This is a genomic window from Streptomyces sp. GMY02 (assembly GCF_019056675.1).
In the GTDB taxonomy this organism is placed as follows: domain Bacteria; phylum Actinomycetota; class Actinomycetes; order Streptomycetales; family Streptomycetaceae; genus Streptomyces; species Streptomyces odonnellii.
On record NZ_CP077658.1, the window covers coordinates 8,029,385 to 8,044,917 of the forward strand.

Annotated in this window: 11 protein-coding genes; 9 read left to right on the plus strand and 2 right to left on the minus strand. The window is 73.0% G+C overall.

What is annotated here, in order from left to right; translation table 11 throughout:
- Positions 1 to 85: 85 nt before the first annotated feature.
- The 3 genes from KQY30_RS34260 (at position 86) to KQY30_RS34270 (ending at position 3,750) form a co-directional block, all read left to right on the plus strand.
- Complete coding sequence (locus KQY30_RS34260) at positions 86 to 2,008, plus strand: NAD(P)-binding protein (protein ID WP_217311484.1); 1,923 nt, start codon at positions 86 to 88, stop codon at positions 2,006 to 2,008.
- A gap of 93 nt (positions 2,009 to 2,101) precedes the next feature.
- Positions 2,102 to 2,302: a hypothetical protein gene (locus KQY30_RS34265; RefSeq protein ID WP_217310394.1), complete on the plus strand. Its 201-nt coding sequence runs from the start codon at positions 2,102 to 2,104 to the stop codon at positions 2,300 to 2,302.
- Positions 2,303 to 2,706: 404 nt separating this feature from the next.
- Complete coding sequence (locus tag KQY30_RS34270) at positions 2,707 to 3,750, plus strand: phosphatidylinositol-specific phospholipase C domain-containing protein (protein ID WP_217310395.1); 1,044 nt, start codon at positions 2,707 to 2,709, stop codon at positions 3,748 to 3,750.
- 296 nt (positions 3,751 to 4,046) lie between these two features.
- Here KQY30_RS34270 and KQY30_RS34275 read toward each other — a convergent pair whose 3' ends face one another.
- Complete coding sequence (locus KQY30_RS34275) at positions 4,047 to 5,579, minus strand: ATP-dependent DNA ligase (RefSeq protein ID WP_217310396.1); 1,533 nt, start codon at positions 5,577 to 5,579, stop codon at positions 4,047 to 4,049.
- Positions 5,580 to 5,737: 158 nt separating this feature from the next.
- Here KQY30_RS34275 and KQY30_RS34280 point away from each other — a divergent pair, with 158 nt between their 5' ends.
- The 3 genes from KQY30_RS34280 (at position 5,738) to KQY30_RS34290 (ending at position 11,019) form a co-directional block, all read left to right on the plus strand.
- Positions 5,738 to 6,796, plus strand: coding sequence for an oxygenase MpaB family protein (locus KQY30_RS34280; protein WP_217310397.1), 1,059 nt, complete (start codon positions 5,738 to 5,740; stop codon positions 6,794 to 6,796).
- Positions 6,778 to 9,048 carry a serine/threonine-protein kinase gene (locus KQY30_RS34285; protein WP_217310398.1) on the plus strand — a complete coding sequence of 757 codons (2,271 nt, stop codon included), beginning with the start codon at positions 6,778 to 6,780 and terminating at the stop codon, positions 9,046 to 9,048. Before KQY30_RS34280 ends, KQY30_RS34285 begins: the two co-directional genes overlap by 19 nt.
- Before the next feature lie 438 nt (positions 9,049 to 9,486).
- The gene (locus tag KQY30_RS34290) at positions 9,487 to 11,019 is read left to right on the plus strand and encodes an NAD(P)/FAD-dependent oxidoreductase (RefSeq protein ID WP_217310399.1); all 1,533 of its coding nucleotides are present in this window, start codon (positions 9,487 to 9,489) and stop codon (positions 11,017 to 11,019) included.
- Positions 11,020 to 11,046: 27 nt separating this feature from the next.
- On the opposite strand, the gene KQY30_RS34295 is transcribed toward KQY30_RS34290, so the two are convergent.
- Complete coding sequence (locus KQY30_RS34295) at positions 11,047 to 12,927, minus strand: serine hydrolase (RefSeq protein ID WP_217310400.1); 1,881 nt, start codon at positions 12,925 to 12,927, stop codon at positions 11,047 to 11,049.
- A gap of 216 nt (positions 12,928 to 13,143) precedes the next feature.
- Between KQY30_RS34295 and KQY30_RS34300 the strand changes: the two genes are divergently transcribed.
- The 3 genes from KQY30_RS34300 to KQY30_RS34310 all read left to right on the plus strand — a co-directional run bounded on the left by KQY30_RS34300 (position 13,144) and on the right by KQY30_RS34310 (position 15,415).
- The gene (locus KQY30_RS34300; protein ID WP_217311485.1) at positions 13,144 to 14,250 is read left to right on the plus strand and encodes a calcium:proton antiporter; all 1,107 of its coding nucleotides are present in this window, start codon (positions 13,144 to 13,146) and stop codon (positions 14,248 to 14,250) included.
- A gap of 120 nt (positions 14,251 to 14,370) precedes the next feature.
- Positions 14,371 to 14,613 carry a DUF397 domain-containing protein gene (locus tag KQY30_RS34305; RefSeq protein WP_046496401.1) on the plus strand — a complete coding sequence of 81 codons (243 nt, stop codon included), beginning with the start codon at positions 14,371 to 14,373 and terminating at the stop codon, positions 14,611 to 14,613.
- A 301-nt stretch (positions 14,614 to 14,914) separates the two neighbouring features.
- Positions 14,915 to 15,415, plus strand: coding sequence for a hypothetical protein (locus KQY30_RS34310; protein WP_046496399.1), 501 nt, complete (start codon positions 14,915 to 14,917; stop codon positions 15,413 to 15,415).
- Positions 15,416 to 15,533 lie beyond the last annotated feature (118 nt).

Below are 15,533 nucleotides of genomic sequence, written 5' to 3' on the forward strand. Positions count from 1 at the left end.
GGTGGCCCCGAATTCCCGTGCCCTCCACACTGTTCGTGTGACCTCACTTCCTCACCAGGTGCAACTCGGCATTCCCACGGGCCATATGATCGTCTGCGGCGACGACACCCTGGCCCAGCGGCTCGCGGGCGAGCTGCGTGACGTGTACGGCGAGCAGGTCACGCTCGTCGTCCCGCCCGCCCGCGGCCACCTTCCGCCCGCCCCGCTCGTGGCGCGCGGCAGGGCCTCAGCCCTCATCGGGCGGATGTCGGCGGCGGTGAACCGTACGGCCGGGGCGCAGCCCGCGGGGGACGGCATCGGGCGGGCCGAGGGGCCACGGGTCATCGAGGCGCAGGCACCCGACGAGGACGTCCTCGTGGAGGCGGGGGTACGGGAAGCCGCGGCGCTCGCCCTCGTCCATGACGACGACGGGATCAATATCCGCGCCGCGCTCGCCGCCCGCCGCCTCAATCCCCAACTGCGCCTGGTCATCCGGCTGTACAACCGCAAGCTCGGCCAGCATCTGGAGGCGCTGCTCGACCAGGCCGCCGCCGTCGCCATCCCTGGGATCGACGCTGCGGCCCTCGACGCCTCCACCACGGTCCTCTCGGACGCCGACACCGCGGCGCCCGCGCTGGCCGCCACCGCCGTCGCGGGCACCAGCAAGGTCGTCAGGGCCGACGGACTGCTGCTCCGGGCCGTGGAGCGCACCCCGCCGGGCCCCGGCGAGGTCGCCGATCCGGGGCTCTGCACCCTCGCCCTGCTGTCGGCCACCACCAACGACCCGGCGGGCGCGGAGGGTTCGGACAACAGCGGGCAGGAAGGCCCCCGGCTGCTGCCCGACGACGCCAGCGCCGCCGCCGCCACCGGACGGGGCATGGTGGTCCTGGAGGCCGTGACCCACGCGGGCCCCGATCTGCCCGCGCGCCGGCTCGGCGGGCGCGGGGCGCCGCTGGGCTCGCTGTTCTCCCGCCGGCTGCGCTGGTCCTTCGCCGGGATCGTGCTGGCCGTACTGGTGCTGGCCATGTGCTCGTGGATCTTCACCGGGGTCCATCTGCTGCGCGCGACGTATCTCACCCTGCTCGACCTGTTCGCCATAGGCGACCCCGCCGAGGGCGAGCCGGCGCCCCGTCAGATCCTGCAACTCCTCTCCGGCGCCACGGGACTTCTGCTGCTGCCGGTGGTGATCGCGGCGGTGCTGGAAGCCCTCGGCACCTTCCGTACGGCATCCGCGCTGCGCCGTCCGCCGCGCGGTATCTCCGGGCATGTGGTGCTGCTCGGCCTCGGCAAGATCGGCAGCCGGGTGCTGGTCCGGCTGCGGGAACTGCGCATCCCGGTGGTGTGCGTGGAGGAGGACCCCGAGGCGCGCGGCATCGCGCTCGCCCGCGGGCTGCGGGTGCCGGTCGTCCTGGGCGATGTGACCCAGGAGGGCGTGCTGGAGCAGGCCAAGATCCAGCGGGCGCACGCCCTGCTCGCGCTGACCAGCGTGGACACCACCAATCTCGAAGCCGCGCTCTCCGCACGCTCCCTCGCGCCCGGCCTGCGGGTGGCGCTCAGGGTGTACGACGACGACTTCGCGACCGCGGTCTACCGCACGCTGCGCGCCGCCCACCCCGAGGCGCTCACCCGCAGCCGCAGTGTGTCCACCCTGGCCGCTCCCGCCTTCGCCATCGCCATGATGGGGCGTCAGATCCTGGGCGCCATCCCGGTGGAGCGCAAGGTGCTGCTGGTCGCGGCCATCGATGTGGCGGGCCATCCACGGCTCGAAGGGCGTACGGTCGCCGAGGTGTTCCGGCCGGGCGCCTGGCGGATCATCGCGCTGGACACGGCGGAACCGGGGGACCGGGTGCCCGATCTCGCGGACACCCGGCTCGACCGCGAGGACCGCCGGCCGGCGGGTCTGGTCTGGGATCTGCACCCCGGTTATGTGCTGCACCCCCGGGACCGGGTCGTCGTGGCGGCCACCCGGCGCGGCCTGGCGGAACTGCTCGGCCGCCGCCCGGCCCGCCGTGCACCGGACACGGTCTAGACCGTCTCCGGCCGGCGCCCACGGGGCACCGGGGATGCGGTGGGCGCGGGCGGGAACGAGAATGGCCTCACACCGGACGAACGAGGAGGCGGCATGAACGCAGAGTCCGCTGCGCGGCCGGAGGGGCACGAGGGCATCACCCCGGACCGGCTGCTGCACACCGCCGGTGACGAGGTGACCGCGGAGGATCTCGCCCTGGCCTCGGGCCGTGATCTCACCCCGGAGAACATCGAGTGGGCCAGGCGCCGGCTGGCCGAGCGGGGCCGCGCGGCCATCGAGGAGCAGCTTCCGTAGCGCACCCCCAGGGCCCCGCCCACCCGGGCAGGACTTGGGAGGAGCCGCAGACCACCGTTGCCCCTGCCCCAGGGCCCCGCCCACCCGGGCAGGACCCTGGCATCACCGGCCCTGATCCCCGTACCTCCGTCATGCCCCGCTCCGCGGGGCGCAGCCGTACGACCCCGCCCCGCGCCCCCCACCACGCGCCGCGCATCCCACCGAGCCCTGCGCCCCCCCGCCGAGCCTTGCGCACCCTTCCCGAGCCCGCGCCCCGCCGCCAATGAGTGGTCGGGGCGCGCTCTTTGCCGCCCTCCGTGGCCTGCGCAACCGTAAGCTCGCGTCCTCCCGCTGGTCACTGAATTCCCCTACGCTCCCTCTCGGTTGACATGCCCAAGACATGCTCAGCGGGAGGAACAAGGGATATGGCAAAGCTTCTTCGCACCACGATCGCCGCCGGCGCCGTGGCCGTACTCGCTTTCGTCACCACTCCGGCCAGTGCTGCCGACACCGGCCGGCTCCCGTTCCCCGCCGCCACTGGGGTCGGTGTCCACAACGCGTACGAGAAGTCCACCTTCCCCTACTTCGCGGACGCCCTGGACTCCGGCGCCGGAATGCTCGAACTGGACCTGTGGACCAATGTGTTCGGCGCCTCCTGGCGTGTCTCGCACAGCAACCCGCTGGGCAATGACAACAACTGCGTGAACGCCGCCAACGTCGGCGAGCTGCGCAACAAGGCGCAGAACCGCGATCTGGCCGGCTGCCTCGCAGACATCAAGGTCTGGCACGACGCCAACCCGGGCCACCGCCCCATCGTCCTCAAGCTCGAACTCAAGGACGGCTTCCTGGGCACCGCGGGCCGTGGCCCCGCCGCCCTCGACGCCCTGCTCACCAGCAAGCTCGGTGACGCGCTGTACCGCCCCGCCGATCTGGTCGGCGGCCACAGCGACCTCGACCAGGCGGCCCAGGCCGGCGCCTGGCCCACCCGCGCTCAGCTCGCGGGCAAGTTCATCGTCGAACTCATCCCCGGCACGGTCGAGGAGCAGAACCCGTTCGACACGCTGTGGACCGACCGCGAGTACGCCACCTATCTGCGTGACCTCAAGGCGGCGGGCCGGCTGCGCGAGGCGTCCGCCTTCCCCGCCGTGCACAACGCCGCGGCCGGCGACCCACGCACCCGGTACGCGGACGCCTCCATCCGCCCCTGGTTCGTGTTCTTCGACGGTGACGCCTCCGCCTTCACCGGCGGCAGCATCGACACCTCCTGGTACGCGCAGCGCAACTACTTCGTGCTGATGACGGACGCGCACAACGTGCCGCCCGCCATCGACGGCACCAACCCCACCGAGCAGCAGGCCCGCGACCGGCTGGCCCTTCTCGCCCAGCGCAACGCGAGCCTGATCTCGGCCGACTGGCACGGGCTGAAGCCGGTACTGCAGTCGGTCGTCGCGCGCGGCGCGGCCCAGTAGAGCCACCGGGTCCCGGGCCGGAAGGGACGCCGGCCCGGGACCCCTCCGTACCACCACCGACCACTCCCCGTCCCCACACCCACGGCCGGGGCGCCTCAGGTCCGCTCCTCGGCGCCCCGGCCGTGGGCTGCCAGGTCGTGTCTGTCACATAGCGTCGTCCGCCCGCAGGGCGGGGCTCGCGGCGGCTGGTGCGTGCGATCGCAAGGCGGAGGGTCATCCTCGTACTGGACGTACTTGGATGATCCCGACAACGCGGCGAGCGTGCGTGCCAGGCGTCGCGAGCCAGACGCGATGTGTCAGACATGACCTAGTACCGTCCCCACGGTGTCCGCCTCCGCCGCCGGTTTGTCCTCCCGGTAGCGGATCACCCGGGCGAAGCGCAGTGTCACACCGGCCGGATAGCGGGACGACCGCTGGAGCCCGTCGTACGCGATCTCGACCACCAGCTCGGGCCGTACGGTGACGGTGAAGCCGTCGTCCCGTACCGCCAGCTCCCCGAGGCGCCCGGTCTGCCACTCCAGCATCGCGTCCGTCAGCCCCTTGAAGGTCTTGCCCAGCATCACGAACGAGCCGTCCTCGCGCCGGGCGCCCAGATGCAGATTGGAGAGCCTGCCGGTGCGCCGGCCATGGCCCCACTCGGCGGCCAGCACCACCAGGTCCAGGGTGTGCACCGGCTTCACCTTCAGCCAGCCCGCGCCCCGGCGGCCCGCGCTGTACGGGGTGTCGAGCCCCTTGACCACCACGCCCTCGTGCCCCCGGTCCAGGGTGATCCGCAGGAACTCCTCGGCCTCCGCCGCGCCCATGGCCCCGGACGCCGCGGACACGACGAGCCGCCGTACCCGCATCGGTTCCGGGACGAGCCGTACCAGCGCGGCGTGCCGCTCGGCGGCCGGCAGATCGAGCAGATCCTCGCCGTCCGCCGCGAGGACATCGAAGAAGACCGGTGAGAGCGGCACCGCCACCGCCGCGGACCGTACGTCGGTACGGGAACCCACCCGCCCCGCGATCTCCTGGAACGGCCGCGGTCTGCCCCGCTCGTCCAGCGCGATCACCTCGCCGTCCAGGACGAACCGGTCGCCGTCCAGCGCGAGCGCCGCCGCCGTCACCTCCGGCAGCCGGTCCGTGATGTCGTCGAGCGTGCGCGTGAAGATCCGGACCGCCGGACCCTCCCGGTGCACCTGCACCCGGATGCCGTCCAGCTTCTCCTCGACGGCGCAGTCCCCGAGCCGCCCGATGGCCTCGGTGACACCGGCGGCGGTCTGCGCGAGCATCGGCAGTACGGGACGGCCCACCGTCAGCAGGAACTCCTCCAGCACATGGGGCCCTTCGGCCAGCAGCCGCTGCGCGACCTGTTGCAGCGAGCCCGCCAGCATCACCGCACGGCGCACCACCGCGGGCGCGGCGCCCGAGGTCTCCGCGAGCGCCTCGACGGCGAGCGCGTCCAGCGCGCCCTGCCGCAGTTCGCCGGAGACCAGCCCGATCAGGAAGCGCTGCTCGTCCTCGGTGGCCGCGGCGAGCAGCCCCTGGACCAGCCGCCGCCGCTCGCGCTGCGATCCGGGGCCCGCGACGGCCGCCAGGGCGGTGAAGGTGTCATTGACGCCGTGCACGGTGAGGGTGGCGCGGTCCGCGGGCGGGGGCGGGTCCTTGAGAGCGTTCCATCCCACGCCGATCCGGCCCTGGGGCAGCCGTCCGGCCAGATACGGGATGACGATGGGCACGTCCTCGGGCCCGGCCGTACGGAACACTCCGGCCAGCAGGGCGATCTTCCGGGACCGCGCCGAGGTCTGCGCGACCTCCCGGGAGACACGGGCGAGCGGTGCCAGCATCATGCAGCCATCGTGCTACGCGGGGCGCACGTCCGCGCGTCCTGTGCCGGGACCGGAGCCGGGCCGGAAACGTACGGCGCCAGGGCATGTCCTAGCCTGGCCGTACCGCCCCGGCGGCGCGACGGTACGGAGCCGGGTGCACGGCGGGGAGGGGCAATTACATGGACGACCGCGTCGACCGCGGGCCGTGCGACGGGCAGGGTGCCGGGGGTGGGCCCGACCGCCCGGCCGGGGCCGGACCGTACCCCGGCGCACCGGGTACGGCGGGCCGGCACGGCCCCGGCACATCGCGCGCCCCCTCCGCCGACCCCGGGCTCTTCGGCCCCGGGTCCGTCACCTGGCAGCTCCACAGCGACCCCATGATGTGGATCGCCGGAATCAGGGCGCTCTATCTCCAGGCGCTTCACCCCCGCGCCATGCGGGGCGTCACGCAGAACAGCGACTTCAGGAACGACGCCTGGGGCCGGCTCCGCCGTACCGCCCACTTCGTCGGCACCATCAGCTACGGGACCACCGAGGCCGCCGAGCGGGCCGGCGCCCGGGTCCGCCGTATCCACCGGCATCTCACGGCCACCGACCCGGCGACCGGCGAGCGGTACGGCGTCGACGAGCCCGCGCTGCTGCTCTGGGTGCACTGTGCCGAGGTCGACTCGTACCTCCAGGTCCTGCGCCGCTCCGGCATCCCCCTCACCGACGCGCAGGCCGACCGCTATGTGGCGGAACACCGCGAGGGCGCCCGGCTGGTCGGCCTCGACCCGGCCCTGGTCCCGGACACCGTCGCCGGGCTGGCCCGCTACTTCGCCGGGGTGCTCCCGGAACTGGAGTGCGGACCCGAGGCCCGGGACGTGGACGCCTTTCTCCGCAGGCCGCCCGTCCATCCGCTGCTCGCCCCGGCGCGCGAACTGTTCTGGCGGCAAGTGGCCTCGCTCGCGTACCAGGCACTGCCGCCCTTCGCCCACGCGCTGTACGGCAGACCGGCCCCCGCGCCGGAGACCGTGACCCGGCGGCTCACCACGGCCGGGAGCCTGCTGCGCCGCATCCCCGCACGGGTGCGGTGGCAGCTCCCGCCCCGGCACATTCTGCGGGCAATGGCCCGCCTGGGCGCCGACACCCGTCCCACCCCGTACACACTCCCGGACGGGACGGCCATACTGGACGGGCCGGGGAGGGCGCAGCGAGGTGACGGGGGCGACAGCACGCGATGGGGGAGACCAGGCTGATCCAGGGCCGCTACCGGCTGCTCGAACAGATCGGGCGCGGGGGCATGGGCGAGGTGTGGCGGGCGCGCGACGAGTCGCTCGGGCGGCGGGTCGCGGTCAAGTGCCTCAAGCCGCTGGGCCCCCAGCAGGACTCGTCGTTCACCCGGATCATGCGGGAGCGCTTCCGCCGCGAGGCACGGGTAGCTGCGGCCCTCCAGCACCGCGGGGTGACGGTCGTTCATGACTTCGGAGAGTACGAAGGTGTCCTCTACCTGGTCATGGAACTGCTGGAAGGCCGCAACCTGAGCCAACTCCTTGAGGACAACGAACAGCGGCCGCTCCCGGTGCCCGATATCGTCGACATCGCTGAACAAATCGCGGACGCCCTCGCGTACACCCATCAACAGGGCATCATCCACCGGGATTTGAAGCCCGCCAACATCATGCGGCTCACCGACGGCACGGTGAAGATCTGCGACTTCGGAATCGCGCGTCTCGGCCACGACATCGGATTCACCTCCCGGCTCACCGGTACGGGCATCGCCATGGGCACCCCGCACTACATGTCGCCCGAGCAGATCGGCGGCGGCCATGTCGACCACCGCAGCGATCTCTACTCGCTGGGCTGCGTGCTGTACGAGATCGCCACCGGCTCCCCGCCGTTCGACCTGGACGACGCCTGGGCGGTGCTGGTCGGGCACCGGGACACCGTCCCCGAACCGCCCAGCGGGCATCGGGCGGAACTGCCCGGCTTCCTCGACCGGATCGTGCTCGATCTGCTGGCCAAGGTGCCCGAGGAACGGCCCGCCGACGCGGCGGATCTGCGGCGCAGGATCACCGGCGCGCGCTCGGCACTCCCCGCGCCCGGTCCGGGCCCCGGGACCGGCCCGTACGCCTACCCCGTGCCGCACCCCGGTGCGGCCGGCCGGCCGGGACCGCCGCCGGACGGGCCCCGGCTGCCGTCCTGGACACGGGGGATGACCACCGGGCACAAGGCGACCGGGATGTCCCTGCTCCGGCAGACACCGCCCGACCACACCGCGGGCCTGACCGGCGAGTGGACCGCCCCCGTCGACCCGCGCCTGGCCACCGGCCTCTCCTATCCGCGCCCCGCGCGGCCCACCCCGTCGCCCGAACAGCTCGCCGTCCTCGCCAGCAGGCACAACGCCGGGCTCAGCCTGGGCCGGCTGGGCCGCTGGGAGGAGGCGGGCGAGGTGCACCGCGCGGTGGCCGCCGAGCGCGAGCACGCCCTCGGCCCGGACCATCCGGACACCCTCCGGAGCCGGTACGAAGTCGGGTTCACGCTCAGCAGGACCGGCCGTACGGCCGACGCGCTGCGGGAATTCGCACGGGTCGTGGAGGGCCGTGAGCGCGCCCTGGGTCCCGACCACCCCGACACACTCACCGCGCGCCAGGAGATGGCGTACGTCCTCGGGCAGCTCGGCCGGCACTTCGAGGCGCACGAGGTGTTCACGGCGGTGCTCGCCTCCCGCGAGCGCACGATGGGGCCCGACCATCCGGACACGCTGCGCTGCCGCCACAACCTGGCGTACAACCTCAGCAGGCTCGGCCGGCTCGAAGACGCCTGCCGGCTGGCCCGCGAGGTCGCCGAAGCCCGCGCCCGGGTGCTCGGCGCGGGCCATCCCGACACCCTGGTCACCCGGTACGAGGTGGCGTACACGCTCGGGCTGCTGGGCCGCTGGCCGGAGGCGCTCAGCGCGTACCACGAGGTGGCCGCGGCCCGCGCCCGCGCGCTCGGCCCCGACCATCCCGACACCCTCGCCGCGCGCTACGAGGTCGGGATCGGTCTTGGCCGGCTCGGCCGCAGCGCGGAGGCGCTGGAGCTGTACCGGGCGCTCGTCGCGGACCGGACCCGCGTCCATGGCTCGCAGCATCCCGAGACCCTGCGGGCCCGGCACGGCTACGGCGTCAATCTGGGCAGGCTGGCCCGCTGGGGGGAGGCGCTCACGGAGTCCCGCGAGGTCTGCGCGCTGCGCGAGCGGGTGCTGGGTCCCGACCACCCCGACACGCTGGTCAGCCGCCGGGAGATCGCGGTCGGTCTCGGCTGGCTGGCCCGCTGGGGCGAGGCCCTGGCCGTCTACCGCCAGGTCGCGGAGACCCGCGACCGGGTGCTGGGCCCGGCCCATCCGGACGCGCTGGCCAGCCGCAACGACGAGGCGCACTGCCTGGAACAGCTCGGCCGCGGCGCGGAGGCGGTGGAGCTGTACCGCCGGGTGGCAGCGCTGCGCCAGCAGGGCACCCGCGGCGGCTGAGACCCCGGGTCCGGCCAGGTACGGGGTCGGCTCCCGGGTCCGGCCAGGTACGGGGGCGGCCCCCATGTCCGGTCAGGTACGGGACGGGCGCCCGGGTCCGGTACGGCGTCGGCCCTCATGGCCAGTCCGGTACAGGACCGACTCCCGAGTCCGGTCCGGTCCGGGACCGGCGCCCGCGCGCCGTCCGGGACCGGAGTATGTCGTTCGGCCAAGGGCCGGTACGGGCCGGTGGGACCGGCTCCCCGCACCCCGGGTCCGCGAAGGCGCGGTCGTACGGTCGTGGTCGCCGTGCCCCGGCGGTGTCCCCGAGTCGGCCGCGGCGCGTACCCCCGCGCACCCGTATCCCCAAGGGGTGTCTCGCCGATCTTGCCGGGCTCGCGGGGCCCGATCCACAAGACACCCCCTGGCCCCGCGATCAGCCTCGTGTTACCAAGAGCCATGCCCGCACATGTCTCGTACGACGCCGTCATCGTCGGCGGCGGCCACAACGGCCTGGTCGCCGCCGCCTATCTCGCCCGCGCCGGGCGCTCCGTCCTCGTACTGGAGCGGCTCGGCACCACCGGTGGCGCGGCCGTCTCCAGCCGGCCCTTCGCCGGCATGGACGCCAGGCTCTCCCGGTACTCGTATCTGGTGTCCCTGCTGCCGCGGAAGATCGTCCGGGAGCTGGGGCTGCGCTTCACCGTGCGCAAGCGGACCGTCTCCTCGTACACCCCGCTCGGCGACGGCGGACTGCTGGTCGGCGAGGGCCGTACCCGCGCCTCCTTCGCCGCGCTGACCGGCGGTGAGCGGGAGTACGCGGCCTGGCAGGAGTTCTACGCGATGACGGGGCGGGTCGCCGAGCGGGTCTTCCCGACCCTCACCGAGCCGCTGCCCACACGCGAGGCGCTGCGCGCGCGGGTCGACGACGGGACCGCCTGGCGCGCGCTCTTCGAGGAGCCCATCGGGGCGGTGGTCGAGGAGCGGTTCCAGCACGATCTCGTCCGGGGCGTGGTGCTGACCGATGCCCTGATCGGCACCTTCGCCGACGCCCACGATCCCTCACTCGTACAGAACCGCTGTTTTCTCTACCACGTGATCGGCGGCGGAACCGGCGACTGGGACGTGCCGGTCGGCGGGATGGGCGCCCTCACCGACGCGCTGGCCGATGCCGCCCGGTCGGCGGGCGCGGAGATCGTCACCGGTCACGAGGCGATCCGGATCGACACCGACGGCAAGGCCGCCGAGGTCTCCTTCCGGGCAGGCGACAGCCAGGGCACGGTGACGGCCCGTCAGGTGCTGGTGAACGCGTCGCCCCAGGCCCTCGCCGCGCTCCTCGGCGACGAGCCGCCCGCTCCCGCCGAGGGCGCCCAGCTCAAGGTCAATATGCTGCTGCGCAGGCTGCCCCGGCTGCGCGACCGCTCCGTCGATCCGCGCGAGGCCTTCGCCGGGACCTTTCATATCGCCGAGGGATACGGGCAGTTGGCGACGGCGTACCGGGAGGCCGCCGCCGGTCGGCTGCCGAGCGCCCCGCCGTCCGAGATCTACTGCCACTCCCTCACCGACCCCTCGATTCTCGGACCGGGGCTGGCGGAGCGGGGGTACCAGACACTCACCCTGTTCGGACTGCACACCCCCGCCCGGCTGTTCGCCGCGGACAACGAGTCCGTACGGGCGGAGCTGCTCGCCGCGACCCTCGCCCAGCTCGACGAACGGCTGGCCGAGCCGATCGCCGACTGTCTGGCGGTGGACTCGGACGGCCGCCCCTGTATCGAGGCGAAAACCCCGCTCGACCTCGAACGCGAACTGCGGCTGCCCGGCGGCCACATCTTCCACCGCGACCTCTCCTTCCCGTACGCCACCGAGGAGACCGGGCGCTGGGGCGTGGAGACGGCGCACGCCAATGTGCTGCTGTGCGGCGCGGGCGCCGTCCGGGGCGGCGGAGTGAGCGGAGTGCCGGGCCACAACGCGGCGATGGCGGCCCTCGGGCGATGAGTACGGGCCCTCCGCGGGCGGGCGGTGTCAGTCCTCGGAGGCCGTCCAGCCCACCGTCTCGATACGAGCCCTGTCCTCCTGCCGCGCCTCGTCGAAGACCGTACGGCCGCCGTCCTCGATCCGCAGGGCGTCCGCGTACACGCCCCGCCCGACGTACAGCCGGTCCGTGGTGTACCGCCAGCGCAGCCGTACCTCCGTACCGCGCCACCGCGCGAGATCCGCGGTCAGCCGGTGCCAGACCCGTCCCGACCAGCCGGTCGCCGAGCCCGTGGGGTGCTCCTGCGGCACCCCTCCTTTCTCCCCTTTCCGTACGGTGGTGAAGGGCACCGCCCGCCAGCTCGCGCCGCCGTCCGCCGACGCCTCCAGGGACAGCGCGTCCGAGCCGGGCTCGGTGTCCCACCACAGGGAGCAGCACAGCCGCGCGTCCCCGGACTCCGGGGTGACCGGGGGCAGGGTGAGCGTGGCCGTGGTGGCACCGGCCATTCCGGAGAACCAGGCGGTACGGCCCCGCTCCGGCCGGACCGCGACGGCCCGGGCCATCCGGTCGGCGGTCGCCACCCGGGGCGCGCTGCCGGAGCGCCAACTCCGCACGGGATGCACGGAGTTGCCGAGGACGACAAGGAACGAGTCGGTCGTCGGGTCGAGGACCAGACTGGTGCCGGTGAAGCCGGTGTGGCCCGCGGTGCGCGGGGTGGCCATCGCGCCCATGTACCAGTGCTGGTACAGCTCGAAGCCCAGACCGTGGGCGTCACCGGGGAAGTCCGTGTTGAAGTCGGTGAACATCAGCTCCACCGACTCGGGACGCAGGATTCTCGCCTGGCCGTAGGCGCCGCCGTTGAGGAGCGTCCGGGCGAGGACCGCCAGGTCCCAGGCGCAGGAGAAGACTCCGGCGTGGCCGGCGACCCCGCCGAGGCTGTACGCGTTCTCATCGTGCACCTCGCCCCACACCAGGCCCCGGTCGAGTCCGGACCAGGGCGCCCGGGCGTCCTCGGTGGCGGCGATCTTCGGCTTCCAGGAGGCGGGCGGGTTGTAGCGAGTGCGGTGCATCCCGAGCGGAGCGGTGATCTCGTTCCGGAGCAGTGTGTCCAGCGGCTGTCCGGTGATGCGTTCCAGAATGAGCTGGAGGGAGATCAGATTGAGGTCCGAGTAGAGATACGCCGTACCGGGCGGGCTGACCGGGGCCTCGTTCCACAGCAGTTCGAGTTTGCCCTCGTAGGTCGGCGCCGTGTAGAGGGGGACCCAGGCGCGGAAGCCGGAGGTGTGCGTCAGCAACTGACGCACCGTGATGCCATCTTTGCCCGCCCGCCCGAACTCCGGGAGATACGCCGTGACCCGCTCCTCCAGTTCCAGCGCGCCCCGCTCGATTCGCTGGACGGCGAGGATCGAGGTGAACAGCTTGGAGACGGACGCCAGATCGAAGACCGTGTCCTCGGCCATCGCGATCTGCCGCTCCGCCGGGAACTCGACTCCCTCGCCGGTCTTCTCGTCGTACGCCGAGTAGCGCACGGCCTTGCCGATCGGCTGGTGCAGGGCGACCGTGCCGCCCCGGCCCGCGAGCAGCACGGCGCCCGCGTACCAGGGGCGGACGGGGGAGGGGCCGAGGAACGCCACCGCGTCGCCGACCAGCCGCTCCAGCTCACGGGGGATCAGACCGGCCCGCTCGGCCGAGCCGCGCCGCAGGGTCCGGCGCCCGGAGCCGGGCCCCTGGCCCGGGCGCCCAGCGGTCCCGGCGCCCGGGCCTCCGCCGCCCGGTCCGGCCGTCGCCGCGCGGGCCGTGCCCTCGGCGAACGGAACCGGCGCCAGCGCGAACGCCCCGCCCAGGGCCAGCACCCCGCCGCTCAGCCTGCGCCGGCTGATCCCGTCGGCCGCGCCGCCGTCCGTACCGTCGCCCGAACCGTCCTGCGCCATCAGAGAGCCCTCCCTTGAAAGTATCTTTCGGGATCGCGATCGAATGCTGAAACTTTCTTGCGGGGTCCGGACGGTGTCAACCCTCCCGCCCCGCGCGGCCCCGATATCACGGCGAAACTGACGCGGCATCACCGGAAGCGCCCCGCGGAAGCCGTCCGGCGCAGCCCGCCGCGCGTACCACCGGCACCTCTGGCAGCGTGAGCCGACGTGAGCAGCGTGACGTGGAGCGACCGCATCAGATCACTGGTGTCGAAGTGGACCGTGGTGGTGCCGCTGCTCGCGCTGATCGCCCTGGTGCTGAGCTGGGGGCGCTCACTGCCCGGCTTCGCCGTCGCCCTGGTCGGCCTCTGTCTCGCGGGCGCGGTCCTCGCGGCCGTGCACCACGCCGAGGTCGTCGCCCACCGGGTGGGGGAGCCCTTCGGCTCGCTCATCCTGGCGGTGGCGGTGACCGTCATCGAGGTCGCGCTCATCGTCACCCTGATGGTGGGCGGCGGCGACAAGGCGGCCACGCTCGCCCGGGACACCGTCTTCGCCGCCGTCATGATCACCTGCGACGGCATCGTCGGCCTCTGTCTGCTGGTCGGCGCGCTGCGCAGCCGGGTCGCCGTGTTCAACCCCGAGGGCACGGGCGCCGCCCTGGCCACCGTCGCCACACTGGCCACGCTCACCCTGGTGCTTCCCACCTTCACCACCAGCAAGCCGGCACAGCAGTTCTCCCCGGCGCAGCTCGGCTTCGCGGCGGCCGCCTCACTGATTCTGTACGGGCTGTTCGTCACCGTACAGACGGTGCGTCACCGCGACTCCTTCCTGCCGGTCACCCCGGAGGGCGAGGTACGGGAGGAGGAGCCGCACGTCCCGCCGCCCGGGCACTACGCGGCTCTGCTCAGCCCGGTGCTGCTCGTCGTGTCGCTGGTCGCCGTCGTCGGCGATGCCAAGGCGGTGTCACCGACCATCGAGTCGGGAGTGGAGTCGGCCGGGCTGCCGCAGGCGGTGGTCGGTGTGGTGATCGCCCTGCTGGTGCTGCTGCCGGAGACACTCGCCGCCGTACGGGCCGCCCGCCGCGACCGGGTGCAGACGAGCCTCAATCTGGCGCTCGGCTCCGCGATGGCGAGTATCGGGCTGACGATCCCGGCCATCGCGCTCGCCACCGTCTGGCTCAGCGGACCGCTCGTCCTCGGCCTGAACTCGACCCATATGGTGCTGCTCGCGCTGACCGTGGTGGTGGGCGCGCTGACCGTCGCACCCGGCCGGGCCACCCTGCTGCAAGGCGGCGTTCACCTGGGCATCTTCGCCGCGTTCGTCTTCCTCGCCATCAGCCCGTGACCGGACCGGGGCCAACTCCTCGCCCGCGCAAGGGAGAAGAGGGTCCGTCCGCCGTGGCCTGTCGGGGACCGTCGCCGGTCGATAGGCTGGCAGCGGACGACGCAGCGGGAGGAGCAGGACGTGGCCGACAGCACCACCACCCAGAAGCCGCTTTCGGGCTGGGACAAGCCGGAACTCGATCTGAGCAACGCGGAATGGCAGTCGAGCAGCCGGGGCACGGGTGACGTCCAGATCGCCTTCGTGGAGGGCTTTATCGCAATGCGCAACAGCGGGCGCCCGGAGAGCCCGTCGCTGATCTTCAGCCCGGCCGAGTGGCGGGCCTTTGTGATCAACGCGCGTGAGGGGGAGTTCGACCTCACCTGAGCGGGGCCTCCGACGGTCTTCCGGGCTTCCGCACCCGACTCGCCTCCGTACGGCGGTGATTGAGCCGGGTGCGGCGGATCCGGCATACGTTTCCGGCATGTGGCACGCGTGTGTTCGCCCATGGCTGACGGCCGGATGCGGCCGTCGCCGTACGCGCGGGGCCGCCGCTTCCGTATCACTCGCACCATCCGTCCCACCAGCACCGACGCACGGAAAACGGCTTCCGCCGAACCGCTTCAGGCTCCCCGGAAGAGGGTCCACCCGGCTCCGGGGAAGTGGCGCGAACCCGTACCATAGTGGGATGTCCTTCCTCCGCCGCCGCAGCGCCGCCACACCCGCCGGCCCGGACTTCGATGTCCTGGCCATGGACCCGGGTGACTGGCCCGGAAACCTGGGCGCCGGTCTGCTGCCCGCCCCCGACGGCAGTTGCCAGGGTGTCTTCCTCCGGTACGACCTCTTCGGCGGCCGGGGCCCCGCGATGATCATCGGAAATCTGCCCGAGGGGTCACCGGCGCGCGAGCTGGTGGACGGACAGATCCCGTTCGAGGTGGCGCAGCTTCTGCTGGCGCTGGAGAACGAGGAGCCGGTCGAGGTCGTCGGCAGCGAGGACATCCCGGTGATGCAGGGGGACAATCTGCTGATCGTCCGCCGTCTCAAGCTGTCCGAGAGCCGGATCTCCTGTGTGCAGTTCGACCGCAGTGACCATGTCCTGGTCACCATCGCGAGCTGGGACCGGCCGATCACGGACGATCTGTACGCGCTGCTGAAGCCGCTGCCCGCGGAGCTGTTCCAGCAGGGCTGAGCGACCGGCTCCCGCGCTGAGCTGTACACCGACGGATCCAGGGCCGCGCCGCCTCCGAACAGGAGGCCGGCGCGGCCCTGTTCGTGCTGCCTGTGAACCGAATTTGTCATGCGTATTG